Origin of the sequence: Vibrio sp. SCSIO 43153, from assembly GCF_023716625.1 — a bacterium.
GTDB classification, from domain to species: Bacteria; Pseudomonadota; Gammaproteobacteria; order Enterobacterales; family Vibrionaceae; genus Vibrio; species Vibrio rotiferianus.
The window spans coordinates 731,950-757,687 of sequence record NZ_CP071855.1; the positions used below are offsets into that span (position 1 = coordinate 731,950).

The following is a 25,738-nucleotide window of genomic DNA, read 5'->3' on the forward strand; positions in this document are numbered from 1 at the left end:
AGTTATTGCAAGCTGTGTTTCGTTTTTAGCGAAAGACTAGTTTGCAACGATGTTCAGCAGTTTACCTGGTACGTAAATTACTTTACGGATAGTTAGGCCATCTGTGAACTTAGTAACGTTTTCATCGTTTAGACCAAGCTCTTCCACTTGTTCTTTCGTTGCGTCTGCTGCAACAGTCAGTTTCGCACGTAGCTTACCGTTTACTTGAACAACGATAGTTTTCTCGTCTTCAACCAGTGCTTTCTCGTCGAACGTTGGCCATACAGCGTTATCGATGTCTGCTTCACCTAGCGCAGCCCATAGCTCGTATGAGATGTGCGGAGTGATTGGGTAAAGCATTGCAACTACCGCTTTTAGCGCTTCATCAAGGATTGCACGATCTTGTGCAGATTCTTGAGGTGCTTTCGCTAGCTTGTTCATCAGTTCCATGATCGCAGCGATTGCTGTGTTGAACGTTTGACGACGAGCGATATCGTCAGTCACTTTCGCGATAGTCTTATGAACGTCACGACGAAGTGCTTTTTGGTCACCAGAAAGTGCTGCTGCATCTACTGCTTCTGCTGCGCCTTTTGATGTGTGCTCGTTCACTAGTTTCCAAACACGTTTTAGGAAGCGGTTAGCACCTTCTACGCCAGACTCTTGCCATTCAAGTGTCATGTCTGCAGGAGACGCGAACATCATGAATAGACGCACTGTGTCTGCACCGTACTTATCTACCATCTCTTGAGGGTCGATACCGTTGTTTTTCGACTTAGACATTTTGATCATGCCTGAGTGCGTAACATCGCGGCCTTCAGTGTCTTTCGCAGAAGTGATGCGGCCTTTACCGTCACGCTCAACAGCAACATCTGTTGGTGCAACCCACTCTTTACCGCCTTTCTCGTTCTCGAAGTAGAACGCGTCTGCTAGTACCATGCCTTGACATAGTAGTTGCTTGAACGGTTCGTCAGACGTTACGTAGCCTGCATCACGTAGTAGTTTGTGGAAGAAGCGAGAGTACAGTAGGTGCATACAAGCGTGCTCGATACCACCGATGTACTGGTCTACTGGAAGCCAGTAGTTTGCTTTTTCTGGATCTAGGATGTCGTCAGCTTGTGGTGAACAGTAACGCGCGTAGTACCAAGAAGATTCCATGAACGTGTCGAACGTATCTGTCTCACGTAGAGCAGGTTCGCCGTTAAAGGTTGTCTTCGCCCATTCTTTGTCTGCTTTGATTGGGCTTGTTACGCCGTCCATTACCACGTCCTCTGGAAGGATTACTGGTAGTTGGTCAGCTGGTACTGGGTGAACTTCACCGTCTTCAGTTGTTACCATTGGGATTGGTGCACCCCAGTAACGTTGACGAGATACACCCCAGTCACGTAGACGGAAGTTAACTGTCTTAGTGCCTTTGCCTTCTGCTTCTAGCTTCGCTGCGATTGCATCGAACGCCGCTTGGAACTCTAGGCCGTCGAATTCACCTGAATCGAACAGTACACCTTTCTCTGTGTATGCTGCTTCAGAGATGTCTAGCTCGCTGCCATCTACTGGCTTGATAACAGGCACGATGTCTAGACCGTACTTAGTTGCGAATTCGAAGTCACGTTGGTCATGCGCAGGTACTGCCATTACAGCGCCTGTACCGTAGTCCATCAGTACGAAGTTAGCTACGTAAACTGGTACTTCACGGCCGTTCAATGGGTGAATAGCAGTAAGGCCAGTCGCCATACCTTTCTTCTCCATTGTCGCAAGTTCAGCTTCCGCTACTTTGTTGTTCTTACACTCGTCGATGAACGCTGCAAGCTCAGGATTGTTCTCTGCTGCTACTGCTGCCAGAGGGTGACCTGCTGCGATACCCACGTAAGTCACACCCATTAGTGTGTCTGGACGTGTTGTGTAAACTTCTAGGTCTTGTTGACCCTTAACTTCAAACTTAAGCTCAACACCTTCAGAGCGACCGATCCAGTTGCGCTGCATGGTTTTAACCATTTCAGGCCAACCGTCTAGGTTATCTAGATCGTCTAGTAGCTCTTGAGCGTATTCAGTGATCTTGATGAACCACTGTGGAATTTCTTTTTGCTCTACAGGTGTGTCACAACGCCAGCAGCAGCCGTCTTCAACCTGTTCGTTTGCAAGAACAGTTTGGTCGTTTGGACACCAGTTAACAGAAGAAGTCTTCTTGTACACTAGGCCTTTGTTGTAAAGCTTAGTGAAGAACTCTTGTTCCCAACGGTAGTACTCAGGAGTACACGTTGCGAATTCACGGTTCCAGTCGTAACCAAAGCCTAGAAGCTTAAGTTGGTTCTTCATGTACTCAATGTTTTCGTAAGTCCATGGTGCAGGCGCAGTGTTGTTTTTAACTGCAGCGTTCTCTGCAGGCAGACCAAACGCATCCCAACCAATTGGTTGCATTACGTTTTTGCCTTGTAGGCGTTGGAAACGAGATACTACGTCACCGATGGTGTAGTTACGCACGTGACCCATGTGCAGTCGACCACTTGGGTATGGGAACATGGATAGACAGTAGAATTTTTCTTTATTTGGGTCTTCACTTACAACAAAGGTCTTGTTGTCATCCCAGTGCTTTTGAACTTTCTGTTCAAGGTCTTGTGGATTGTATTGTTCTTGCATCGATGGTATCCGGTTATCTTGGAATTTGTGAGTTCGGTTAGAACAGACTTTAATAGATCATCATAGAATACCTAAAGCTAGGGATCACAACAATAGCCAATCTATACCCATGTACCTTGAATTGGTGCTGGCAGTAGAAAGATGGAGGTCAGTTATGCCTAAACGTAAAGCAGGTTATGAGGAAATGCTCGAGGATGTGATTGAAACCTTGAAGCACAGTCCGGATGAAGTTAACAAAGTGTTCGAAACGTCGGGCAAAGTGGTGGATGCAGCCAACGACATGACCAAAGATGAACTCTCGTTGATCTCGGCATATGTCAAAGCGGATTTGAAAGAGTTTTCAGACAGCTATGAAGAAGGAAAGAGCGGACCTTTCTACCTCACGATTGCTGATTCAATCTGGCAAGGTCTGCTCGATATTACCGACCGAACTAAAGTGGAGTGGGTAGAGTTATTTGATGATCTAGAGCATCAAGGACTTTATGAAGCGGGCGAGGTGATTGGCCTTGGTACTTTAGTCTGTGACGAATGTGGTCATAAAACCACGTATAACCATCCAACCATCATCATTCCATGTATTAAGTGCAATCATACGGGCTTTAGTCGTCAATCTCTTAAGCCATAGTGGACGTTAGCAAACGAAATAAAAAAGAGGCTCAAGAGCCTCTTTTTTTGTTTATGATTTTTTCTTTCTTGGTAACCACCAAGCGAGCATCAAACTCAATCCAGCCCAAATATACAGCGGCCAAGTTCCCACGACTCGATATGGCGTTTGCCCATCTGTCGGAACAAGCTCTGCGCGTAGTACTGCGGTCTCAAACTGAGGAATTTGTTCGATGATCTTACCTTTATGGTCAGTTACGGCGGTTAAACCATTATTGGTAGAGCGAATCAGCGGTTTACCAAGCTCCAATGCACGCATACGAGCGATTTCCATGTGTTGCAGTGGACCAATCGAATGACCAAACCACGCGTCATTAGACAGGGTTAGGATGAAGTCGGTATCATCAGTGACGTTCTGACGCACTTGCTCACTGAAAATGATCTCGTAACACAGCGCAGGATCCATATGCTTACCATTCGCCACTATGTTTGGTTGAATGAAATCGCCACGGCTGAAGGAAGACATTGGTAAGTTAAAGAATGGTGCCAATGGGCGCAGTACATCCTCAAACGGTACAAACTCACCAAACGGAAGTAAGTGATGTTTGTGGTAGCGTTTGTCCATATCAAAGCTGTAGTCGCCGTATGGAGTTACACCTAAAGATAAAATGCTGTTGTAGAACTGGCCGTCTTCACCTTGGTTAACGACACCAGTGATGATGGCACTGTTATTCATCTTTGCAGCGGCATCAATGTTCCTTAGGAAAGATGGTACTTCGATTTCAAACGCAGGAATCGCAGCTTCTGGCCATACAATGATGTCAGCGTCCCAGTTCTCGCGAGTGAGGTCTGCGTATTTCATGATGGTTGGCCAGCGTTGGCTTGGTAGCCATTTTAGTTTTTGGTCAACGTTGCCTTGGATAAGAGCTACTTTAGTGGAGTCTCCTACGCGCGGTGTTACCCAATCGTATTGGCGAATACCAAAGCCAGTACTTAACAACACGGCAGGGATGATGACCACCAACCACTGTTTGTGAATCCAAGCATACGCTAGCGCGCCAGCACTGATCATGACGAACAGGGTTAGCAGTTCTACACCACCAATAGGCGCAAAGCTAGCGAATGGCGCGTCAATTTGGCTGTAGCCAAGCCATAGCCACGGGAAGCCTGTCATTACCCAGCCACGTAACCAGTCGGTGACTAGCCATAATGCAGGGGCAGCAAGCAGCGCTTTGCTTAGGGTAAATTCTGGGAAGAACTTGTTGCTGAGCCATGCAAACAGGCCAGTGTAAACCGACAAGTAAGCGATCAATAGGCCCATGAGGAAGACGTTTGCAATCAGCGGCATGCCGCCAAAGCCAGCAATGCTGACGTAAACCCAGCTTACACCCGTTGCAAATTGACCTAGACCCCAGGCATAACCGATCCAAAGCGCGCGCTTAGGCGATTGGTTTGCAAGAAGAATAAGCAGGATAGCAGGGCTAAGTATGGCGATTGGCCATAACTGGTAAGGGGCAAATGCTAGGGTAGTGGAGGCGCCAACAAAAGCGGCCACTAAGGGCCGCTTGAGGCGATGAAAGAGTACATTCATCATTTTATTTTTCTGATATTCCCGATGTTAGGGTATCGCGTTACTCTTGAGTGGCTTCAACCAGCTTTTCTTCGTCTGGAATCGTCACCTGAAGTTGAATGACACGACGGTTATCGGCTGCAGTTACTTTGAAGCTGTACGCTTCGATTTCAACTACTTCGCCGCGCGATGGTAGGTGACCAAAAGCAGTCATTACCATGCCGCCAACGGTATCTACTTCTTCATCGCTGAAGTCGGTACCGAATGTCTCATTAAACTCTTCAATGGTTGTCAGAGCTCTGACAGCAAACGTGTGCTTGCTTAGCTTACGGATATCGGTTTCTTCATCGTCATCGAACTCATCTTCAATATCCCCTACGATTTCTTCAAGGATATCTTCGATGGTTACGAGACCAGAAACACCGCCGAATTCATCGACAACAATCGCCATGTGATAACGTTCTTCACGGAACTCTTTTAGCAGGCGGTCGACACGTTTACTTTCCGGTACCACGACTGCTGGTCGAATTACTTCTTCGATATCAAATGGGTTACTGCCTGAGCCCAAGTATTTGAGTAAGTCCTTCGCTAGTAGAATGCCTTCCACATGGTCTTTATCTTCGCTGATCACTGGGTAGCGAGAGTGTTGAGCGTCAGTGATTAGTGCGATCAAAGTATCAAGATCGTCTGTGCGCTCAACAGTAACCATTTGCGAACGCGGGATCATAATGTCACGCACGCGCATTTCGGAGATTTCCATAACACCTTCAAGCATGTCGCGGGTGTCGTGGTCAATCAGGTCATTGATTTCAGAGTCACGGATTACATCCACAAGCTCTTGGCGGTCTTTTGGTTCGCCTTGAAATAGTTGACCTAGACGTTCAAAGAAGGACTTTCTACTCGGACCTTCTGCCTTTTCTTTCTTGCCTTCATTAGAAGAGGGAGAATTATCTTCGTTCATTGTTTCTCAATTAAGTAACGCTATCAGATGTGTGATAGCTCACATAGAAAGACGAGCACGAGATGGTTATCTGGGTGGTTCGCCTTTCCCTGTCGAGCAACCGAAGTTACTCTTTTTCAGCAATATACGGGTCTTCATAACCCATACCTTGCATGATTTCTGTTTCGAGGGATTCCATCTCTTCAGCTTCATCATCCTCGATATGGTCATAACCTAGCAGATGCAAGCTGCCATGTACAACCATATGCGCCCAATGTGCTAGTAGAGGCTTGTTCTGCTCTACTGCCTCTTTTTCAACAACTTGGCGACAGATGATCAAATCGCCTAGTAGGTCCATTTCCATACCCGGTGGCACTTCGAATGGGAAAGACAGCACATTGGTCGGCTTATCTTTACCACGGTATTCGTGGTTTAGCTCGTGACTTTCTTGCTCGTCGACAATACGAATTGTCAGTTCCGCTTGTGGTTGGAAAAGAGGGATAGTCTTATCTAGCCACAATTGGAAATTTTGCTCAGAAGGTAAGCCTTCTTCATTTTCGACTGCCAGTTGCAAATCAAGTTCAATTGCCATGGTTATTCCTTAGTTGCCGCAACTTGTGCGTTCAGTTCAGCTTTGGCTGCTTCTAGCAATTTGGCATCACGTTCTTCACGACGGCGTTTTTCGAACTCTTTACGTTCTTTCTGGTCTTGTGCTTCCCACTTCTCGTAAGCGTTAACGATGCGAGCAACCACTGGGTGGCGCACTACGTCGTCAGCTTGGAAGAAGTTAAAGCTGATGTCGTCGACTTCGCTCAGTACTTCAATTGCATGACGAAGCCCCGATTTTGCACCGCGAGGTAAGTCAATTTGAGTGACGTCACCGGTGATAACAGCACGAGAGTTGAAGCCGATACGCGTAAGGAACATCTTCATCTGCTCTACAGTGGTGTTTTGGCTCTCATCAAGAATGATGAAGGCGTCGTTTAGAGTACGACCACGCATGTAAGCAAGAGGTGCTACCTCAATCACGTTACGTTCAATCAGCTTTTCTACGCGCTCAAAGCCCAGCATTTCAAATAGGGCATCGTACAGAGGGCGTAGGTATGGGTCGACTTTCTGGCTCAAATCGCCAGGTAGGAAGCCCAGTTTCTCACCTGCTTCAACCGCAGGACGAGTTAATAGAATACGACGGATTTCTTGGCGCTCTAGTGCGTCAACGGCTGCTGCAACCGCTAGGTAAGTTTTACCAGTACCAGCAGGACCGATACCAAAGGTGATATCGTGCGTCACCATGTTCATCAGGTATTGACCCTGATTTGGTGTACGAGGCTTGATCACACCTTTTTTCGTTTTAACGAAGACTTCTTTACCGTGTTCGAAGTTCGATTCGGTATTCTGCTCCAGTACACCCGATTCTTTGATTGCCAGGTGGATCTGCTCTGGTTCGATATCAGGGGTTTCGCCGCGGACAGGAGCGGTGTCTACGTAAAGGGTTTTCAGGATATCCAGCGCAGCTGCTGCGGTATGAGGTTTACCGACAATGGTGAAAAGGTCGCTACGGTGGTTAATTTCAACGCCTAGACGACGTTCTAAATGCTTGATGTTGTCATCGAATGGACCGCACAGGCTTGCTAGTCGGCGGTTGTCTGAAGGTTCTAGATTGATTTCTAGCGTTACGATTTTATTGCTCAATGTTGCCTCTCATTTTATGCCACTTAACGAGAGCCTGATAACGACCAGGCTCTCAATGGCTATTTGTACGAGCTTATGGCGTAAAAGTAGCTACACCTAGCTCATCTTCGCGACGTGTTTTCGCCATCATTTGAGTTGGTGAAATCACACTACGAAGGTCCATGTCTTTTTCTGTACGCACTAGCTCACCACGTAGTGAGTTAGCAAATACGTCCGTAATCTTCACGTCAACGAATTGACCAATTAGGTCTGCGCTACCTTCAAAGTTTACTACACGGTTGTTTTCTGTACGAGCGCGTAGCTCCATTAGGTTCTTCTTAGAAGGACCTTCAACCAGAACGCGTTGCTCAGTGCCTAGCATTAGACGAGAGTAGCGCATTGCTTGTGCGTTTACGGTTTGTTGTAGCTCGTATAGACGCTCTTTCTTCACTTGCTCTGATAGGTCACAAGGGTAATCTGCCGCTGGCGTACCTGGACGTGGAGAGAAGATGAAGCTGAAGCTCATGTCAAAGTCTACGTCTTTGATTAGCTTCATTGTGTCTTGGAAATCTTTGTCTGTTTCACCAGGGAAACCAACGATAAAGTCTGAACTGATTTGGATATCAGGACGTGCTTTACGTAGCTTACGGATGATCGACTTGTACTCAATCCCAGTGTGAGGACGTTTCATCATAGTCAGTACGCGGTCACTACCACTTTGTACTGGTAGGTGAAGGAAGCTCACTAGTTCTGGTGTGTCTTCGTATACTGCGATGATGTCATCAGTAAACTCTAATGGGTGGCTTGTTGTAAAGCGGATACGATCAATACCATCGATAGACGCAACCAAACGAAGCAGCTCTGCAAATGAACAGATTTCACCGTCGTGCATAGGACCACGGTACGCGTTTACGTTTTGACCCAGTAGGTTTACTTCACGTACGCCTTGATCTGCTAGTTGTGCGATTTCGAACAGTACGTCATCCATTGGACGGCTTACTTCTTCACCACGAGTGTACGGTACTACACAGTAAGTACAGTACTTAGAACAGCCTTCCATGATAGAAACGAATGCCGTTGCACCTTCAGCACGAGGCTCTGGTAGACGGTCAAACTTTTCGATTTCTGGGAATGAAATGTCCATTACTGGTGCTTCATCCGATTGAGATTGTTTAATCATCTCAGGAAGACGGTGAAGAGTTTGTGGACCAAAGATTACGTCAACGTATGGAGCACGTTGACGGATGTGGTCACCTTCTTGAGTTGCTACACAACCACCTACGCCGATAACTACGCCAGGTTTTTTATCTTTTAGTGTTTTCCAACGGCCAAGCTGGTGGAAAACTTTCTCTTGCGCTTTTTCACGGATCGAACAGGTGTTAAGTAGAAGTACGTCTGCTTCCTCTGGCTCTTCGGTCAGCTCGTAGCCGTTTGCAGCATTAAGCAGGTCGGCCATTTTTGATGAATCGTATTCGTTCATCTGGCAGCCCCAGGTTTTAATTAGCAGTTTCTTACTCATCTCACTTTCGCTCGTTCAGTTGTACTTAAATCGGAGAGCTATTGCTCAAATTATAGCCGCCATCTCGGCGGTAAGCGGCGTATTGTACTGCTTTAAAAAGCACCTGACTAGTGATCTGACGAATTCTCTGCAAACCCTGATGAAATCTAGTTTTTTGCCCTATATACAGCAAGGTTTTTTGTTAAACAATTTTGTAAAAATAGCCATGGAACGTACAATTAAAAAACGCCAATTAATCAATACGATGAAGAGCAAAAAATGAACAAGTATGACATCGCCGTAATCGGTGGCGGCATGGTCGGGGCCGCCGTGGCTGTTGGGTTTGCCAAGCAAGGCAGAAGCGTTGTAGTAGTAGAAGGTGCAGAACCAAAGGCGTTTGAGGTTTCTCAAGCGTTGGATATTCGTGTATCTGCAATTTCCCATCAGTCGGTGAGGCTACTTGATTCATTAGGCGCATGGTCTGCGATTGAAAGCATGCGAGTGTGCCCTTATCGTCGTTTGGAAACGTGGGAACATCCTGAGTGCCGTACACGTTTTCACTCTGATGAGCTTTCGTTGGAGCAGTTAGGATATATTGTTGAAAACCGCCTAATCCAACTTGGCCTTTGGCAAACTTTCGCACAATACGACAACTTAACGGTAATGTGCCCAGAGCGATTGAAAGACATCGAATTTTCCGAGGTAAACCGTGTAACGCTAGAAAGTGGCGAGCAGTTTGAAGCGAGTTGGGTGATTGGTGCCGATGGCGCGAACTCGAAAGTTCGTCAATTGGCGGGTATTGGCGTAACCGCATGGGATTACCGTCAACATTGCATGCTGATCAACGTGAAAACCGAACTTCCTCAACAAGACATCACTTGGCAGCAATTTACTCCGTCAGGTCCACGCTCATTCTTGCCGTTATGCTCATTAACTGAAGATGGTAAAGAAGTCGGGCAGGGTTCGTTGGTTTGGTATGACTCGCCAAAACGCATTAAACAATTATGCGCGATGACGAAACCTCAGTTAAGAGAAGAGGTCCTACGTCATTTTCCTGCCGAGTTGGGTGATATTGAAGTTCTACAATTTGGCTCATTCCCACTCACTCGTCGCCATGCTCAAAGTTATTCAAACAAGAATTGCGTGTTAGTGGGGGATTCTGCTCATACGATTAACCCTCTAGCTGGGCAAGGCGTGAATCTCGGCTTTAAAGATGTTGATGTTCTGCTTGCGGTTACCGATCAGCAAGAGCAACTTAATGATGCATTGCTTGCCAAATATGAGCGCGCTCGTCGACCAGATAACTTGTTAATGCAAACGGGCATGGATGTGTTCTACAAAGGCTTTAGTAATGATTTAGGCCCATTGAAGTTCGCTCGTAATGCAGCATTGAAGCTGGCGGAAAACTCAGGACCGATCAAAGCCCAAGTATTAAAGTATGCGCTAGGTATGTAAAAGACTTCTGAGCACATAGAAAGCAGTCGATAGAAAAGCAATAGATAGAAAAAAAGCGAGCCATGAGCTCGCTTTTTTAATTCGATAAATCAGAGATCTACCGAGTCCAGAATCAGGAAAAAGAAAAAACCCAGCAAATTAATGCTGGGTTTTTCAAGAATGGTGCGGAAGGAGAGACTTGAACTCTCACACCTTAGCGGCGCCAGAACCTAAATCTGGTGCGTCTACCAATTCCGCCACTTCCGCAACTTATTCTGTAGTTATCAAGGTAATTGGTAAAACCTCAACAACGTTGTGTAATGGCAGGGCTACCTGGATTCGAACCAGGGAATGGCGGCATCAAAAGCCGCTGCCTTACCGCTTGGCGATAGCCCTACTAATCTTAGCCTTTCAACTAAGTGCTTTCCTATAAAGGAAAGTATGGTGCGGAAAGAGAGACTTGAACTCTCACACCTTGCGGCGCCAGAACCTAAATCTGGTGCGTCTACCAATTCCGCCATTTCCGCAAAGTATAGATTATTTTTAGATGGTGCGGAAGGAGAGACTTGAACTCTCACACCTTGCGGCGCCAGAACCTAAATCTGGTGCGTCTACCAATTCCGCCACTTCCGCATCTAAAATCTATATTAATGGTGGCTACGACGGGATTCGAACCTGTGACCCCATCATTATGAGTGATGTGCTCTAACCAGCTGAGCTACGTAGCCATTCTATATTCTTTAATCAAGTATGGTGCGGAAGGAGAGACTTGAACTCTCACACCTTGCGGCGCCAGAACCTAAATCTGGTGCGTCTACCAATTCCGCCACTTCCGCAACTTGATCTGTAGTTATTGATGTAATTGGTAAAACATCAGTAACGTTGAATATGGCAGGTCTACCTGGATTCGAACCAGGGAATGGCGGCATCAAAAGCCGCTGCCTTACCGCTTGGCGATAGACCTACAGCGCTCTAATTAAAGAGACTTTTAATAATGGTGCGGAAGGAGAGACTTGAACTCTCACACCTTGCGGCGCCAGAACCTAAATCTGGTGCGTCTACCAATTCCGCCACTTCCGCATAATTACTGAGTAAACTCAATAATCAAAATAGTGGCAGGTCTACCTGGATTCGAACCAGGGAATGGCGGCATCAAAAGCCGCTGCCTTACCGCTTGGCGATAGACCTGCAGGCGATAGTCATAAAGACTAATCAAGTTAGAAAAGTATGGTGCGGAAGGAGAGACTTGAACTCTCACACCTTGCGGCGCCAGAACCTAAATCTGGTGCGTCTACCAATTCCGCCACTTCCGCAACTTTTCTGTCGTTATAAAGGTAATTGGTAAAAACCTAAACAACGAAATAAATGGTGGCTACGACGGGATTCGAACCTGTGACCCCATCATTATGAGTGATGTGCTCTAACCAGCTGAGCTACGTAGCCAACACAATATTCTTTAAATCAAGATGGTGCGGAAGGAGAGACTTGAACTCTCACACCTTGCGGCGCCAGAACCTAAATCTGGTGCGTCTACCAATTCCGCCACTTCCGCAACTTGATCTGTAGTTATTGATGTAATTGGTAAAACATCAGTAACGTTCCTATATTTCAAGGAAAAATAATGGCAGGTCTACCTGGATTCGAACCAGGGAATGGCGGCATCAAAAGCCGCTGCCTTACCGCTTGGCGATAGACCTGCAGGCAATAGTCAAAAGACTATTCAATATATGGTGCGGAAGGAGAGACTTGAACTCTCACACCTTGCGGCGCCAGAACCTAAATCTGGTGCGTCTACCAATTCCGCCACTTCCGCATAATTACTGAGTAAACTCAATAATCAAAATAGTGGCAGGTCTACCTGGATTCGAACCAGGGAATGGCGGCATCAAAAGCCGCTGCCTTACCGCTTGGCGATAGACCTGCAGGCAATAGTCAAAAGACTATTCAATATATGGTGCGGAAAGAGAGACTTGAACTCTCACACCTTGCGGCGCCAGAACCTAAATCTGGTGCGTCTACCAATTCCGCCATTTCCGCATATATTGTTTAGAGTATTTCAAGATGGTGCGGAAGGAGAGACTTGAACTCTCACACCTTGCGGCGCCAGAACCTAAATCTGGTGCGTCTACCAATTCCGCCACTTCCGCATCTTGAACTCTATAAGCTATCAGTTAATTGGTAAAAACTAATAACTAAATTTTGTCTTTCAAAAGAAATAATGGTGGCTACGACGGGATTCGAACCTGTGACCCCATCATTATGAGTGATGTGCTCTAACCAGCTGAGCTACGTAGCCATCTTTTTGAGCGAGACAATATAAACCTTCACGCTCTAAGTGACAACCCTTTTTATCAAAGGAATCTCACTTTAAATAATGGCAGGTCTACCTGGATTCGAACCAGGGAATGGCGGCATCAAAAGCCGCTGCCTTACCGCTTGGCGATAGACCTGCAGGCAGTAGTTATAAAACTACTTAAAACATGGTGCGGAAGGAGAGACTTGAACTCTCACACCTTGCGGCGCCAGAACCTAAATCTGGTGCGTCTACCAATTCCGCCACTTCCGCATCTATTCCTAACAGCACTTTAAAAGAACAGTTAGGAATGGTGGCTACGACGGGATTCGAACCTGTGACCCCATCATTATGAGTGATGTGCTCTAACCAGCTGAGCTACGTAGCCAAAACCATGTTTTCTTGTTCTCGCCGCTAAGTTGCCTTGTCGTCGGGAACGGCGCGCATTATGCGAAGTTGAGTGAGATCCGTCAACAGTTTTTTTCAATAAATCCTGCAAAATCCATCGTTCGCTTTCTTTTTAAACAAAGAGGCGCGTTTATGATCTAAAACTGGAAATAAAATGGCTTGCAGTAAGAGACTTAATTTCTTGTCATTTATGAATGGCATAAAAAAAGCCAGCACTATGGCTGGCTTTTTATGTAAATGAAGTGTTTAGAATTCATTCACTTAATTATACGTTGAAGCGGAAGTGTATAACATCGCCATCTTTCACGATGTATTCTTTACCTTCTAGACGCCATTTACCTGCGTCTTTCGCACCGCTTTCACCGTTGAATTGGATGAAATCGTCGTAACCAACAACTTCAGCGCGGATGAAGCCTTTTTCGAAGTCAGTGTGGATCTTCGCAGCTGCTTTTGGTGCTGTTGCTCCTACAGGGATAGTCCATGCACGAACTTCTTTCACGCCAGCCGTGAAGTAAGTTTGTAGGTTCAGTAGTTCGTAACCTGCGCGGATAACGCGGTTTAGGCCAGGTTCTTCGATACCAAGGTCAGCTAGGAACTCTTCACGCTCGTCATCTTCTAGTTCAGCCATTTCTGATTCGATAGCTGCACATACAGGAACAACAACGTTGTTTTCTTTCGCTGCAAACTCACGTACCGCATCTAGGTATGCATTGTCTTCAAAACCATCTTCGTTCACGTTAGCGATGTACATCGTTGGTTTTAGCGTTAGGAAGTTCAGGTAGCCAATTGCTGCTAGTTCTTCTTTTGCAAGCTCAATAGTACGCGCCATGCCACCTTCTGTTAGTACAGGAAGTAGTTTTTCTAGAACCGTCAGTTCGAATTTCGCGTCTTTGTCGCCGCCTTTTGCTTTCTTAGCGTTACGCTGGATAGCGCGCTCACAAGAATCAAGGTCAGCCATCGCTAGCTCAAGGTTGATAACTTCAATATCTTCGATTGGAGATACTTTACCTGCAACGTGAACGATGTTGTCGTTTTCAAAACAACGTACAACGTGGCCGATTGCGTCAGTTTCACGGATGTTCGCTAGGAATTTGTTACCTAGACCTTCACCACGAGATGCACCTGCAACTAGACCAGCGATGTCTACGAATTCCATTGTGGTAGGCAGAACTTTCTGTGGGTTAACGATCTTTGCTAGAGCATCTAGACGTAGATCTGGCACAGGAACCACACCAGTGTTTGGTTCAATGGTACAGAACGGGAAGTTTGCTGCTTCAATACCCGCTTTAGTTAGTGCGTTAAACAGAGTTGATTTACCAACGTTAGGTAGACCAACGATGCCACATTTAAAACCCATGATAGTAACCTTATTCAGCTTTGAACGTGTGGAGGCGATTTTGTGCTTTTGATAGACCATCCTTAATTAGGATATCCAGACAGCGCACTGATTCGTCAGCTGCGGCGTCTAGTAGCTCTTGCTCTTTCGCTGGAGCTTTGCCTAGTACAAAACCTGCCACTTTATCTTTGTGTCCCGGATGGCCAATGCCGATACGAAGACGATAAAAATCTTTGTTATTGCCCAGTTTGCTAATGGTATCACGCAGGCCATTGTGGCCACCGTGACCGCCACCTTTCTTAAACTTAGCGACACCTGGCGGTAAGTCTAGCTCGTCGTGAGCAACCATGATCTCTTCTGGCTTAATTTGGTAAAACTTCGCAAGTGCTGCGATCGCTTTGCCAGATAGGTTCATGAAGGTGGTTGGGATTAGCAAACGGAGATCCTGGCCATTGACCATAATGCGTCCTGTTAGGCCAAAGAACTTTGGTTCATTCTTTAGGGTAACGTTGTGAACGCGAGCTAATTCTTCTACAACCCAAGCGCCCGCATTGTGACGAGTTTTGGCGTATTCTGGTCCCGGATTAGCAAGACCAACAAGAAGTTTGATTGGTTGAGTCAAGGTTAGGATCTCTCTGGAATCTCAAAAAGCGCAGTATGATAGCACAGAATTCTCGCGGTGGGCGACCAAGGGATTTTCTGCCTATCGATACAAATAAAAAAACACCCCAAAGAGGGGTGCTTTTGAAATCAGTTTAACTGAAATGTTCGGATTAGTTGAACATTGCAGAGATTGACTCTTCGTTGCTGATGCGACGAATCGCTTCAGCTAGCATGCGAGATAGGCTTAGTGTGGTTACTTTGCCAGTTGCAGCCATCTCTTTAGATAGAGAGATAGAGTCAGTTACGATAACTTGGTCAAGAACAGAGTTCTTAATGTTGTCCGCAGCGTTACCAGAGAATACAGCGTGAGTTGCGTAAGCGAATACACGCTTAGCACCGCGCTCTTTTAGCGCTTCAGCTGCTTTACATAGTGTGCCACCAGTATCGATCATGTCATCAACGATCACACAGTCACGACCTTCAACGTCACCGATTAGGTTCATTACTTCAGAAACGTTTGCACGTGGACGACGCTTATCAACGATAGCGATGTCGATGTCACCTAGTGCTTTTGCTGTTGCACGAGCACGAACAACGCCACCTAGGTCAGGAGAAACCACAACAGGGTTTTCTAGACCACGAGATTGCATGTCTTCTAGAAGTACAGGTGTACCGAAGATGTTATCAACTGGTACATCGAAGAAGCCTTGAATTTGCTCTGCGTGTAGGTCGATAGTCAGAACGCGGTCAACACCAACGTTAGATAGGAAATCAGCAACAACTTTTGCAGTGATTGGCACACGAGAAGAACGTACACGACGATCTTGGCGAGCGTAGCCGAAGTAAGGAATAACTGCAGTGATACGGCCTGCTGAAGCACGGCGCATTGCATCAATCATAACAACCAGTTCCATTAGGTTGTCGTTAGTCGGTGCACAAGTGGATTGAATGATAAAAACATCGCTACCACGAACATTCTCATTGATTTGAACTGCAACTTCGCCATCAGAAAAGCGAGAAACAGATGCATCACCTAGAGAGATGTAAAGACGATCAGCAATACGTTGGGCTAGTTCAGGTGTTGCGTTACCAGCAAATAGCTTCATATCAGGCACGGTGGAAACCTCGGGTTTGCGTCCAGTTTTAGTTAGGTCGGTGTGAGGCTGATTGGTATTCAGCCAAAGTCTCTTTTAGTGGCGAAACATTGCGCCCTTGAGCGACAAATGCCGAGACTTTATCAGAGAGTTGTGCAAGGATAGCTTCTGCTTCATATTTGCTGGAAAATTCAGCAAATACGCAAGATCCTGTCCCCGTCAATCTTGACGGCGCGTATTGTAGCAGCCAAGAAAGTTGGTTATCAACCTCTGGGTAGAGCATTCGTACAATTTTTTCGCAATCGTTTACGCTCGGTGCGTTCAAAAGCGTTTCCAAATCTCGTTTTGGCGTGTTTCGAGTTAAGTCTGGATGTCGGAATATGTCAGCTGTTGCAATAGAAACGTTCGGGCGAACGACTAAATACCATTTCTCTTCTGGATGAGCAGGAGATAGCTTCTCACCGACACCCTCGGCAAAAGCAGCGAAACCGCGTACAAATACAGGCACATCTGCGCCAAGAGCTAAGCCTATTTCTGCTAGTTCATCGTCACTGAGATTGGTTTGCCAAAGGTAGTTAAGGGCGACTAACGCCGTTGCTGCATTAGAGGAGCCCCCGCCGATTCCGCCGCCCATAGGTAAAATCTTATTTAGATCGATATGTGCACCGTATGAGCAATTTGCGTAACGCTTAAGTGCAGTTGCAGCTTTCCAGATCAAGTTATCGTGCAGTGGCACACCTTCAATCTCAGGGGAAATACTGATCTCACCCGAGTTGTTCGCTTGAATAGTGAGTTCATCGCCGTGGTCGACGAATTGGAATAGCGTTTGTAGTTCATGGTAGCCATTTTCAGTGCGACCATTGATATAAAGAAAGAGATTCAATTTCGCTGGTGATGGCCAGCGGGTTGAAAGGTCGATCATTGGGTGATGTTCCATTTTGTGATCACTAAATTAATTTTTACATCAGACGTACTTAGTTTGAGTTTACTTGGTAGAGGCAACGTCTGGTTATGCCACTCAATGTCACCGTAACGCTGGTAATCGATATTCCAATCGTTTAAGCCAATCTGTTTATCCAGAACTTGTAACGTGTTAGTGGATGAAAGTTGGAATGAGTCAGCGTTGGTGGGCAAGCCGAGTAGCCAGTCGGGCAGGTGATCAACAGGCATCATTAAGCCAGTTAAACGGTAAATCAGTTGATTAGCGTTACGCGCGGTGAGTACTTGATCGTCATAAGTTTCGACAGTCGCGCCTTGCGGAGTAATGGTGAGCTTTAATGCGGTTTGGCCTAGCACGGTAGTTAAGCGGAGTTGGCTTAATGTTGTTGATTGCTTCCAATAAAAGTTGAGGCTTTGTCTTTGGTCGGGAGCAATATAGCCAAGTTTACCTGTGGCTTGAAAGTCATTAATGGTTTTGAGTCGCTGCTCGTGTGCTTGCCACTCTACGCTAGTGATGCTGTCAGGGACAGAACTACAACCCGCGAGCAAAATGCTCGAAAAAAATAAGATGAGAAAGGAGCGTAAGGTCATGTTTGATGGCTTATTAATCAGTTTCATCGGTAATCGCTCACAACTATAGCATTGAAAAGCCGAGTGAAGGAAAACAAATCCGGCTTACCCTTTCAATAAATGCGTGCTTACAGTAAAATTCTGAACCTATTTTATAACCGATCTCAGAGATACCACGTTAGATGTCCTTGCTTGCTATTGGAATCAATCACAATACAGCGTCTGTTGACTTGCGAGAGAAAGTGGCTTTCGGACCCGATAAACTGGGCCCAGCACTTGAGCAACTCAGAGACCATGAAGCCGTTAATGGTAGTGTGATTGTTTCAACCTGTAACCGTACCGAAGTGTACTGCGACGTAAAGCAAGGAGCGCGAAATAAGCTTATCGACTGGTTAGCCCAGTTCCATCAAGTTAGTCAAGAAGACTTGATGCCGAGTCTTTATGTCCATGAAGAACAAGCGGCGATTAAGCACTTGATGCGTGTTTCTTGCGGCCTTGATTCACTGGTACTAGGTGAGCCTCAGATTTTGGGTCAGGTAAAACAAGCGTTTTCCGATTCCCGTGATCATCAGGCGGTGGATGCGTCGATTGATAAGTTGTTTCAAAAGACTTTTTCAGTCGCAAAACGCGTTCGAACAGAAACCGACATTGGTGGTAATGCGGTGTCAGTGGCGTATGCTGCATGTACACTGGCGAAACACATCTTTGAATCACTTTCTGACTCCACGGTATTGTTAGTCGGGGCAGGTGAAACCATCGAACTGGTGGCAAAGCACTTAGCGTCGAATGGCTGTACTAAGATGATTGTTGCTAACCGAACTCGAGAGCGTGCTCTTGGTTTGGCTGAAGAGTTTGGTGCAGAAGTGATCAGCTTGAATGAAATTCCAGATCATCTATCTAGAGCAGACATTGTGATTAGCTCGACAGCGAGTCCTTTGCCTATCATTGGTAAGGGCATGGTCGAGACTGCGTTGAAGCAACGCCGTCATCAGCCAATGCTATTGGTAGATATTGCCGTTCCACGTGATGTGGAAGCGCAGGTCGGTGAATTAAGTGACGCTTATTTGTATTCGGTGGATGACTTACAGTCGATCATCGATAACAACATTGAACAACGTAAAGTAGAAGCCATTCAGGCAGAAGCGATCGTTAGCGAAGAAAGTGCGGCATTTATGACGTGGCTACGTTCACTCCAAGCAGTGGACAGCATTCGTGATTACCGTAAATCTGCCAACGAGATTCGTGAAGACCTACTAAGTAAAAGCCTGCAATCACTGGCAACCGGTGCAGACCCGGAAAAAGTACTGCGCGAGCTTAGCAATAAACTCACCAATAAACTGATTCACGCTCCGACTCGTGCGCTGCAAAGTGCGGCAGAGCAGGGCGAACCAGCAAAATTAACGGTTATCCGCCAGACACTTGGTTTGGATGATCTGTAACTCACGCTTTTTATTAAGAAAACGACACTATGAAAGCCTCAATTCTGACTAAGCTAGAAACGCTAGTAGAACGTTACGAAGAAGTTCAACATCTTCTTGGTGATCCTGACGTAATTGGAAATCAGGACAAATTCCGCGCTCTATCAAAAGAGTATTCTCAGCTAGAAGAAGTTACTAAGTGCTTCCAAGCATACCAACAAGCGCAAGACGATCTTGTAGCCGCTGAAGAGATGGCTAACGAAGATGACGAAGAAATGCGTGAAATGGCGCAGGAAGAAATCAAAGAAGCAAAAGAAGCGATCGAGCGTCTAGCTGATGAGCTTCAGATCCTTCTTCTTCCAAAAGATCCAAACGATGACCGCAACTGTTTCTTAGAGATTCGAGCTGGTGCTGGCGGTGATGAAGCGGGGATCTTCGCTGGTGACCTGTTCCGTATGTACAGCAAGTACGCAGAGAAGCGTGGCTGGCGCATTGAAGTGATGTCTTCTAACGAAGCAGAACACGGTGGTTACAAAGAGATGATCGCGAAAGTGAGCGGTGACGGCGCATACGGCGTGCTGAAGTTTGAGTCAGGCGGTCACCGTGTACAACGTGTACCTGCAACAGAATCTCAAGGTCGTGTTCATACTTCTGCGTGTACCGTAGCGGTTATGGCGGAAATCCCAGAAGCAGATCTACCAGAAATTAAAGCGGCAGACCTAAAAATCGATACATTCCGTGCATCTGGCGCGGGTGGTCAGCACGTTAACACCACGGATTCTGCAATCCGTATTACCCACTTACCAACAGGTACAGTGGTAGAGTGTCAAGACGAGCGTTCACAGCATAAGAACAAAGCAAAAGCGATGGCGGTACTTGCTGCTCGTATCGTTCAAGCGGAAGAAGAACGTCGTGCAGCAGAAGTGTCTGACACACGTCGTAACCTACTGGGTTCTGGTGACCGTAGTGACCGTATCCGTACTTACAACTACCCACAAGGCCGTGTTTCTGACCACCGTATCAACCTAACCATCTACCGTTTGAACGAAGTGATGGAAGGTGACCTGCAAAGCTTGATTGATCCAGTGCTTCAAGAGCACCAAGCAGACCAACTTGCGGCGCTCGCTGAGAACAACTAATCGATGAGCCAAGTTCAATCGATTGAGCAAGCACTGAAAAGTGCAACGGCAATTCTGACAGAAGGCGGCAAAGAGTCGCCTTCTCTTGATGCTGCCGTACTTCTTTGCCATGTCCTTGGCAAACCAAGAACCTATCTACTCACTTGGCCAGAAAAAGCATTAGAAGCCGAGCAGCAAGCTCAGTTTGATGCGCTTTTAGAGCGACGTATTGCGGGCGAGCCGGTGGCGTATATCATCGGTGAGCGTGAGTTCTGGTCTTTGCCACTTAAAGTCTCCCCATCGACGCTGATACCAAGACCAGATACGGAACGTTTAGTTGAAGTCGCACTGGATAAAACGTATGGGCAGACTGGAAAAATCCTAGATTTGGGTACCGGTACAGGTGCGATTGCGCTTGCATTGGCATCTGAGATGCCGAACCGCCAAGTGATGGGTGTTGACCTAAAGCAAGAGGCTAAAGAGCTTGCTGAGTACAATGCGTCGCAGTTAAACATCAAAAATGTGACGTTTGACCAAGGTAGCTGGTTTGAACCTATTGCTAGCGGAACAAAGTTTGCTTTAATTGTCTCCAACCCGCCGTATATCGACGAAAAAGATCCGCATCTTTCTCAAGGGGATGTGCGCTTTGAACCAACGTCAGCGCTTGTCGCTGATGAAAACGGCTTGGCGGATATTCGTCATATATCTGACCATGCTCGTCAATATTTGGAAGATGGTGGGTGGCTCGCATTTGAACATGGTTATGACCAAGGAGAAGCGGTCCGGAAGATCATGGCTCACTTTGGTTTTGAACAAGTAGTCACGGAAAAAGACTACGGTGGCAATGATCGAGTGACTCTTGGTTGTTACAAGCCTCAATAATAACGAGCAAGTCAGCAGTAACTTATAAAAGAGAAGAGAAATGTACGTAGCTCTAAAACATATTCACTTGGTGACGATCGCATTGAGCGCGATGTTACTATCGATCCGATTTGTGTTGTTAATGATGGATTCTCCAAAACGCAACAATCGATTCCTGAAAGTTTTCCCACACATTGTTGATACCGCGTTGTTGTTGTCTGGTATTGGTTTGATCATGGTGACAGGCTTTATCCCTTTTACCGAATCCGCTCCATGGTTAACTAACAAAATCACTTGTGTGCTTGCGTACATCGCTCTTGGCTTTTTCGCAATGAAGATGGCGAAAAACAAGCTGCTGAGAATATTTGCGTTCTTTGGCGCGCTTGGTTGGCTAGTGATGGCGGCTAACATTGCCGTATCTAAAAATCCGAACTTATTTGGGTAATCGTCATGCTAGAGTTTTTTGACGAAGATTTTGACAATATGGCATTGGTGGAAGGGGCGTTGGTACTGAACCAATCGGTAAACCCAGACACCAATGTACATTGGGCAAAGCAAGAGCTAGAGCGCCTTTATAAAGAAGCGGAAGCGATTCTGGTTCATGAGACGGACGAAGAGCAACGATTTGATTCTTTCCTTCGCCTGTTCTTCTATGAATGGGGCTTTAAAGGCGATGAACAAGAGTACTTTATCTCTGACAATAGCTTTATCGACAAAGTGCTTGAGCGTAAAAAAGGCATTCCTGTAAGTCTTGGTGCTATCTTACTTTACTTGGGTAACCGCCTTGGTTTTCCGATGAAAGGAGTGACATTTCCTACTCAATTTCTGATCAAAGTGGATTGGATGCACAAAACACCAGACTACATTAACCCGTTCAACGGTGAGTATGTCGGTGAGAAAATCCTCCAAGCATGGTTGATTGGTCAAGAAGGCCCATTAGCAACGTTGAAGCCAGAACATTTTGAAGAGGCAGACAACCCGACCGTTATTGGTCGCTGGTTGGCTCTAATCAAGAGCGCGATGCTACGTGAAGAGCGTTATACATTAGCACTGCGGTGCACCAACCTAGCGTTGACCTTCGTACCGGATGACCCGTATGAGATTCGTGATCGTGGTTTTATCTTTCAGCAACTAGACTGTCATCAGGTAGCGGTTTCAGATTTTCAGTACTTTATTGACCAATGCCCAGACGATCCAGCATCAGAGCTACTAAAATCACAAGTTAACGCCATGAGCGAGAAGCACGTTACGCTCCACTAATTTTATCGACATGCTGAAAAAATGCGTGCCGAAGACAGAAAAAAGAGAATCAAAATGGAACAGAAAATCGTTAATATTGGTGACATTCAGGTTGCTAACGACAAGCCATTCACCCTATTCGCAGGTATGAACGTTCTTGAGTCACGCGATCTTGCTATGCAGATCTGTGAGCACTACGTAAAAGTAACCGATAAGCTTGGTATCCCTTACGTATTCAAGGCGTCGTTCGACAAAGCAAACCGCAGTTCTGTTCACTCATACCGTGGTCCTGGTCTGGAAGAAGGCATGAAAATCTTCCAAGAACTAAAAGACACATTCGGTGTGAAAATCATCACTGACGTTCATACAGAAGCGCAAGCTCAGCCAGTGGCTGACGTGGTTGACGTTATCCAGCTTCCAGCATTCCTAGCTCGTCAAACTGACCTAGTTGAAGCAATGGCGAAAACCGGCGCAGTGATCAACGTGAAGAAACCTCAGTTCATGAGCCCTGGCCAAGTGGGTAACATTGTTGAGAAGTTCGCAGAGTGTGGTAATGAAAACATTATCCTATGTGAGCGCGGCTCTTGTATGGGTTACGACAACCTAGTGGTTGATATGCTTGGTTTTGGCGTAATGAAAAATGCATCAAAAGGTAGCCCAATCATCTTTGACGTAACGCACTCACTTCAAATGCGTGATCCATCGGGCGCAGCATCTGGCGGTCGTCGTGAGCAAACTGTTGAACTTGCGAAAGCTGGCCTAGCAACAGGTATTGCTGGTCTGTTTATTGAAGCGCACCCGAACCCAGATCAAGCACGTTGTGATGGCCCATCTGCGCTGCCGCTAGACAAACTAGAGCCGTTCCTAGCGCAAATGAAATCACTAGACGATCTAATCAAGAGCTTTGCAGACATCGATATCAAATAATCGGTTGTTGTGAATGTTTAAATGAAATGGTCAGCCTATGTGCTGGCCATTTTTGTATCGACACATTGATTCTGCCTCACTATCCTTTTCTCGCTTCTCGCTTCTCGCTTCTCGCTTCTCGCTTCTCGCTTCCTTACACCACTTTGATTATGTCTATAATTTGCTTAGATTTGCGGCTATCTAGCTTGTCATAAGCAAACTGCGTCGCAGAAACATGAAATCAATACCTTAGTGATTTACACTAGCGCCAAGTTTGCGCGTTTTAGCACAATGAGAACCCTGTTTCTTGGTTGCTGAGCGTGTAATGCAGTGGACCCCAGACGATAAAAAGGTAAAACAATGAAGCAACGCCTGATTGTAAAAACCGCTTTGAGCGCAGCTATCTTGGCAACTCTTGCCGGATGTGCCACGCAACCAGCACACGAATGGAATGAAGACACAACTTACAAACTGACAGTACTGCACACCAATGACCACCATGGTCGTTTTTGGCAAAACAAGTACGGTGAGTACGGCATGGCGGCACGTAAGACGCTGATTGATGAACTGCGTGCAGAGATTCAAGCCGAAGGCGGTAGCGTGCTTCTACTATCAGGTGGTGATATCAACACTGGTGTTCCTGAGTCTGACTTACAAGATGCTGAGCCTGACTTCAAAGGCATGAGTAAGATTGGTTACGACGCAATGGCGCTGGGTAACCACGAATTCGATAACCCACTGGAAGTGTTGTTCAAACAGCAAGAATGGGCAAACTTCCCGATGCTGTCTGCCAACATTTACGACAAAGAAACCGGCGAGCGATTGTTCCAACCTTATGCCATGTTCAACAAGCAAGGCATCAAGATTGCCGTGATTGGCCTTACGACAGAAGACACGGCAAAACTGGGTAACCCAGAGTACATCGGCGAGGTTGATTTCCGCGACCCGAAAGAAGAAGCGAAAAAGCTGATTGCTGAACTAAAGCAAACTGAAAAGCCAGATCTTATCTTCGCAGTGACACACATGGGTCACTACGAAAACGGCAACCGTGGTGTAAATGCTCCGGGTGACGTGGCGTTGGCTCGCTACCTAAATGAAGGTGATTTGGACATGATTGTGGGTGGTCACTCACAAGAGCCTGTTTGCATGGAAGGCCCTAACGTCATTAAGAAGAACTTTAAGCCGGGTGATGAATGTAAGCCAGATGAGCAAAACGGTACTTACATTGTGCAAGCGTACGAGTGGGGTAAATACGTTGGTCGTGCTGATTACGAGTTCCGCAACGGCGAACTGTCGATGGTGAGCTACGATCTGATTCCGGTTAACTTGAAGAAGAAAATCAAAGTGAACGGCGAGTCTCAACGTGTCTTGGTTCAAGATGAAATTGCACAAGACTCAGCAATGCTGGATTTCCTTCGCCCTTACCAAGAAAAAGGTCAGGGCCAGTTGAATGTAAAAATTGCCGAATCTAACGGTAAGCTAGAAGGTGACCGCAACGTCGTTCGTTTCCAACAAACTAACCTTGGTCGTTTGATTGCAACAGCCCACATGGAGCGCGCTAAAGCGGACTTCGCTGTGATGAACTCAGGCGGTGTGCGTGATTCGATTGAAGCAGGCGACATCACATACAAAGACGTGCTGACGGTTCAGCCATTTGGCAACATGGTGTCTTACGTCGATATGTCGGGTAAAGAAGTACTCGATTACTTAAACGTTGTGGCGACAAAGCCAGTTGACTCAGGTGCTTACGCTCAGTTTGCAGGTATTACCATGACGGTTGAAAATGGCAAAGTATCGAATGTTTTCATCGGTGAAAAACAACTTCGCTTAGATGGTCAATACCGCTTTACTGTACCAAGCTACAATGCGTCAGGTGGTGATGGTTACCCGAAAGTGAATACTCATCCGGGTTACGTCAACACGGGCTTTACGGATGCAGAGGTACTGAAAGAGTTCTTGGAGTCACACAGTCCAATTGACGTAAATGAGTACGCGCCTTCTGGTGACATCGTTTACAAGTAAAAAGCGATTGACTCAAAGTCGCTGATACCATTAACTTAAAGCGCTGCCCCTCACTAGGTGCAGCGTTTTTTGTTTTATAAGGAGAATCTTGATGACTCCGGCCATTAATCTTGCGAAAAAGAAAAAAGTTACACACACCATTCACCAATACGAGCACGATCCAAGAGCAGACAGCTATGGATTAGAAGCGGCTGAGGTATTGGGACAAGATCCAAAGAAAGTATTCAAAACCTTGTTGTTCTGTTTGAACGGCGAGCCAAAGAACCTTGCGGTTGCGATTATCCCAGTTGATCAAAAGCTGAACCTAAAACTGGCGGCGAAAGCAGCGAAGGGCAAAAAGGCCGATATGGCCGATCCCGAAATCGCGCAAAAGACCACAGGGTATGTTGTTGGTGGGATTAGCCCATTAGGGCAGAAGAAAGCGCTGCCGACTTTTTTGCACGAAAGCGCAACAGAGCAAGACACAATCTGTGTGAGTGCAGGTAAACGTGGTTTAGAAATCGAGTTAGCACCGAAAGATTTATTGAGCTTAACTCGTGGTCAGTTTGCCCCTCTTTGTCTGTAAAGACATGACAAATAAAAAGGACGCCCATGAGCGTCCTTTT

The 25,738-nt window shown here is 46.3% G+C and carries 21 protein-coding genes and 21 tRNA genes; 10 read left to right on the forward strand and 32 right to left on the reverse strand.

Features of this window, described 5'->3' with window-relative positions; translation table 11 throughout:
• Positions 1-36 precede the first annotated feature (36 nt).
• Positions 37-2,610, reverse strand: coding sequence for a leucine--tRNA ligase (leuS, locus tag J4N37_RS03345; RefSeq protein WP_038886052.1), 2,574 nt, complete (start codon positions 2,608-2,610; stop codon positions 37-39).
• A 154-nt stretch (positions 2,611-2,764) separates the two neighbouring features.
• Here leuS and J4N37_RS03350 point away from each other — a divergent pair, with 154 nt between their 5' ends.
• Positions 2,765-3,235: a zinc ribbon-containing protein gene (locus J4N37_RS03350; RefSeq protein WP_010446446.1), complete on the forward strand. Its 471-nt coding sequence runs from the start codon at positions 2,765-2,767 to the stop codon at positions 3,233-3,235.
• 51 nt (positions 3,236-3,286) lie between these two features.
• On the opposite strand, the gene lnt is transcribed toward J4N37_RS03350, so the two are convergent.
• From lnt to miaB, 5 genes are all read right to left on the reverse strand, one after another.
• Positions 3,287-4,807 (reverse strand): apolipoprotein N-acyltransferase, encoded by a 1,521-nt coding sequence (gene lnt, locus J4N37_RS03355; protein WP_252041679.1) that lies wholly within the window; start codon positions 4,805-4,807, stop codon positions 3,287-3,289.
• Positions 4,808-4,844: 37 nt separating this feature from the next.
• On the reverse strand, positions 4,845-5,744 hold the full coding sequence (gene corC / locus J4N37_RS03360; protein ID WP_010446451.1) for a CNNM family magnesium/cobalt transport protein CorC: 900 nt from the start codon (positions 5,742-5,744) through the stop codon (positions 4,845-4,847).
• Between the two features lie 106 nt (positions 5,745-5,850).
• The gene (gene ybeY / locus J4N37_RS03365) at positions 5,851-6,315 is read right to left on the reverse strand and encodes an rRNA maturation RNase YbeY (protein WP_252041680.1); all 465 of its coding nucleotides are present in this window, start codon (positions 6,313-6,315) and stop codon (positions 5,851-5,853) included.
• Positions 6,316-6,317: 2 nt separating this feature from the next.
• Positions 6,318-7,415 (reverse strand): PhoH family protein, encoded by a 1,098-nt coding sequence (locus J4N37_RS03370; protein ID WP_010446465.1) that lies wholly within the window; start codon positions 7,413-7,415, stop codon positions 6,318-6,320.
• Between the two features lie 73 nt (positions 7,416-7,488).
• Positions 7,489-8,913: a tRNA (N6-isopentenyl adenosine(37)-C2)-methylthiotransferase MiaB gene (gene miaB / locus J4N37_RS03375; protein ID WP_005438595.1), complete on the reverse strand. Its 1,425-nt coding sequence runs from the start codon at positions 8,911-8,913 to the stop codon at positions 7,489-7,491.
• Between the two features lie 258 nt (positions 8,914-9,171).
• Here miaB and J4N37_RS03380 point away from each other — a divergent pair, with 258 nt between their 5' ends.
• On the forward strand, positions 9,172-10,347 hold the full coding sequence (locus J4N37_RS03380; protein WP_252041681.1) for a 2-octaprenyl-3-methyl-6-methoxy-1,4-benzoquinol hydroxylase: 1,176 nt from the start codon (positions 9,172-9,174) through the stop codon (positions 10,345-10,347).
• A 160-nt stretch (positions 10,348-10,507) separates the two neighbouring features.
• Here the strand turns inward: J4N37_RS03380 and J4N37_RS03385 are convergent.
• From J4N37_RS03385 to lolB, 26 genes are all read right to left on the reverse strand, one after another.
• A tRNA-Leu gene (locus tag J4N37_RS03385) sits at positions 10,508-10,593 on the reverse strand.
• 54 nt (positions 10,594-10,647) lie between these two features.
• Positions 10,648-10,722, reverse strand: a tRNA-Gln gene (locus J4N37_RS03390).
• A 46-nt stretch (positions 10,723-10,768) separates the two neighbouring features.
• Positions 10,769-10,853, reverse strand: a tRNA-Leu gene (locus tag J4N37_RS03395).
• A 21-nt stretch (positions 10,854-10,874) separates the two neighbouring features.
• Positions 10,875-10,959, reverse strand: a tRNA-Leu gene (locus tag J4N37_RS03400).
• Between the two features lie 18 nt (positions 10,960-10,977).
• Positions 10,978-11,054, reverse strand: a tRNA-Met gene (locus J4N37_RS03405).
• Between the two features lie 23 nt (positions 11,055-11,077).
• A tRNA-Leu gene (locus J4N37_RS03410) sits at positions 11,078-11,162 on the reverse strand.
• Between the two features lie 53 nt (positions 11,163-11,215).
• Positions 11,216-11,290 (reverse strand) — tRNA-Gln (locus tag J4N37_RS03415).
• A 31-nt stretch (positions 11,291-11,321) separates the two neighbouring features.
• A tRNA-Leu gene (locus tag J4N37_RS03420) sits at positions 11,322-11,406 on the reverse strand.
• Positions 11,407-11,439: 33 nt separating this feature from the next.
• Positions 11,440-11,514, reverse strand: a tRNA-Gln gene (locus J4N37_RS03425).
• Positions 11,515-11,554: 40 nt separating this feature from the next.
• Positions 11,555-11,639, reverse strand: a tRNA-Leu gene (locus J4N37_RS03430).
• 53 nt (positions 11,640-11,692) lie between these two features.
• Positions 11,693-11,769, reverse strand: a tRNA-Met gene (locus tag J4N37_RS03435).
• Between the two features lie 24 nt (positions 11,770-11,793).
• Positions 11,794-11,878: transfer RNA gene (locus J4N37_RS03440), tRNA-Leu, on the reverse strand.
• A gap of 70 nt (positions 11,879-11,948) precedes the next feature.
• Positions 11,949-12,023, reverse strand: a tRNA-Gln gene (locus J4N37_RS03445).
• A gap of 31 nt (positions 12,024-12,054) precedes the next feature.
• A tRNA-Leu gene (locus tag J4N37_RS03450) sits at positions 12,055-12,139 on the reverse strand.
• Between the two features lie 33 nt (positions 12,140-12,172).
• A tRNA-Gln gene (locus tag J4N37_RS03455) sits at positions 12,173-12,247 on the reverse strand.
• 31 nt (positions 12,248-12,278) lie between these two features.
• Positions 12,279-12,363, reverse strand: a tRNA-Leu gene (locus J4N37_RS03460).
• Between the two features lie 25 nt (positions 12,364-12,388).
• A tRNA-Leu gene (locus J4N37_RS03465) sits at positions 12,389-12,473 on the reverse strand.
• Between the two features lie 72 nt (positions 12,474-12,545).
• A tRNA-Met gene (locus tag J4N37_RS03470) sits at positions 12,546-12,622 on the reverse strand.
• A gap of 79 nt (positions 12,623-12,701) precedes the next feature.
• Positions 12,702-12,776 (reverse strand) — tRNA-Gln (locus J4N37_RS03475).
• A gap of 31 nt (positions 12,777-12,807) precedes the next feature.
• Positions 12,808-12,892: transfer RNA gene (locus tag J4N37_RS03480), tRNA-Leu, on the reverse strand.
• A 38-nt stretch (positions 12,893-12,930) separates the two neighbouring features.
• Positions 12,931-13,007, reverse strand: a tRNA-Met gene (locus J4N37_RS03485).
• A 285-nt stretch (positions 13,008-13,292) separates the two neighbouring features.
• On the reverse strand, positions 13,293-14,384 hold the full coding sequence (gene ychF / locus J4N37_RS03490; RefSeq protein ID WP_038885382.1) for a redox-regulated ATPase YchF: 1,092 nt from the start codon (positions 14,382-14,384) through the stop codon (positions 13,293-13,295).
• A gap of 10 nt (positions 14,385-14,394) precedes the next feature.
• Positions 14,395-14,985, reverse strand: coding sequence for an aminoacyl-tRNA hydrolase (gene pth / locus J4N37_RS03495; RefSeq protein ID WP_005438598.1), 591 nt, complete (start codon positions 14,983-14,985; stop codon positions 14,395-14,397).
• A gap of 151 nt (positions 14,986-15,136) precedes the next feature.
• The gene (locus J4N37_RS03500; protein WP_010446481.1) at positions 15,137-16,081 is read right to left on the reverse strand and encodes a ribose-phosphate pyrophosphokinase; all 945 of its coding nucleotides are present in this window, start codon (positions 16,079-16,081) and stop codon (positions 15,137-15,139) included.
• 28 nt (positions 16,082-16,109) lie between these two features.
• A complete protein-coding gene (ispE, locus tag J4N37_RS03505; protein WP_252042100.1) occupies positions 16,110-16,982 on the reverse strand; it encodes a 4-(cytidine 5'-diphospho)-2-C-methyl-D-erythritol kinase in 873 nt (290 codons plus the stop codon).
• On the reverse strand, positions 16,979-17,617 hold the full coding sequence (gene lolB, locus J4N37_RS03510) for a lipoprotein insertase outer membrane protein LolB (RefSeq protein WP_081641200.1): 639 nt from the start codon (positions 17,615-17,617) through the stop codon (positions 16,979-16,981). The genes ispE and lolB overlap by 4 nt, the downstream gene beginning before the upstream one ends.
• 134 nt (positions 17,618-17,751) lie before the next feature.
• On the opposite strand from lolB, the gene hemA reads away from it, so the two are divergent.
• From hemA to ybaK, 8 genes are all read left to right on the forward strand, one after another.
• Positions 17,752-19,008: a glutamyl-tRNA reductase gene (gene hemA / locus J4N37_RS03515; protein WP_038885385.1), complete on the forward strand. Its 1,257-nt coding sequence runs from the start codon at positions 17,752-17,754 to the stop codon at positions 19,006-19,008.
• A gap of 29 nt (positions 19,009-19,037) precedes the next feature.
• Positions 19,038-20,126 carry a peptide chain release factor 1 gene (prfA, locus tag J4N37_RS03520; protein WP_038885386.1) on the forward strand — a complete coding sequence of 363 codons (1,089 nt, stop codon included), beginning with the start codon at positions 19,038-19,040 and terminating at the stop codon, positions 20,124-20,126.
• Between the two features lie 3 nt (positions 20,127-20,129).
• Positions 20,130-20,987 (forward strand): peptide chain release factor N(5)-glutamine methyltransferase, encoded by an 858-nt coding sequence (gene prmC / locus J4N37_RS03525; RefSeq protein WP_252041682.1) that lies wholly within the window; start codon positions 20,130-20,132, stop codon positions 20,985-20,987.
• Positions 20,988-21,027: 40 nt separating this feature from the next.
• A complete protein-coding gene (locus J4N37_RS03530) occupies positions 21,028-21,411 on the forward strand; it encodes a SirB2 family protein (RefSeq protein WP_010446496.1) in 384 nt (127 codons plus the stop codon).
• A 5-nt stretch (positions 21,412-21,416) separates the two neighbouring features.
• Positions 21,417-22,226 carry a SirB1 family protein gene (locus tag J4N37_RS03535; protein WP_010446497.1) on the forward strand — a complete coding sequence of 270 codons (810 nt, stop codon included), beginning with the start codon at positions 21,417-21,419 and terminating at the stop codon, positions 22,224-22,226.
• 54 nt (positions 22,227-22,280) lie between these two features.
• Positions 22,281-23,132, forward strand: coding sequence for a 3-deoxy-8-phosphooctulonate synthase (kdsA, locus tag J4N37_RS03540; protein ID WP_012127204.1), 852 nt, complete (start codon positions 22,281-22,283; stop codon positions 23,130-23,132).
• A gap of 339 nt (positions 23,133-23,471) precedes the next feature.
• Complete coding sequence (ushA, locus tag J4N37_RS03545; protein ID WP_009705661.1) at positions 23,472-25,133, forward strand: bifunctional UDP-sugar hydrolase/5'-nucleotidase UshA; 1,662 nt, start codon at positions 23,472-23,474, stop codon at positions 25,131-25,133.
• Positions 25,134-25,224: 91 nt separating this feature from the next.
• Positions 25,225-25,698 (forward strand): Cys-tRNA(Pro) deacylase, encoded by a 474-nt coding sequence (ybaK, locus tag J4N37_RS03550; RefSeq protein ID WP_005438610.1) that lies wholly within the window; start codon positions 25,225-25,227, stop codon positions 25,696-25,698.
• The last annotated feature ends 40 nt before the right edge of the window (positions 25,699-25,738 follow it).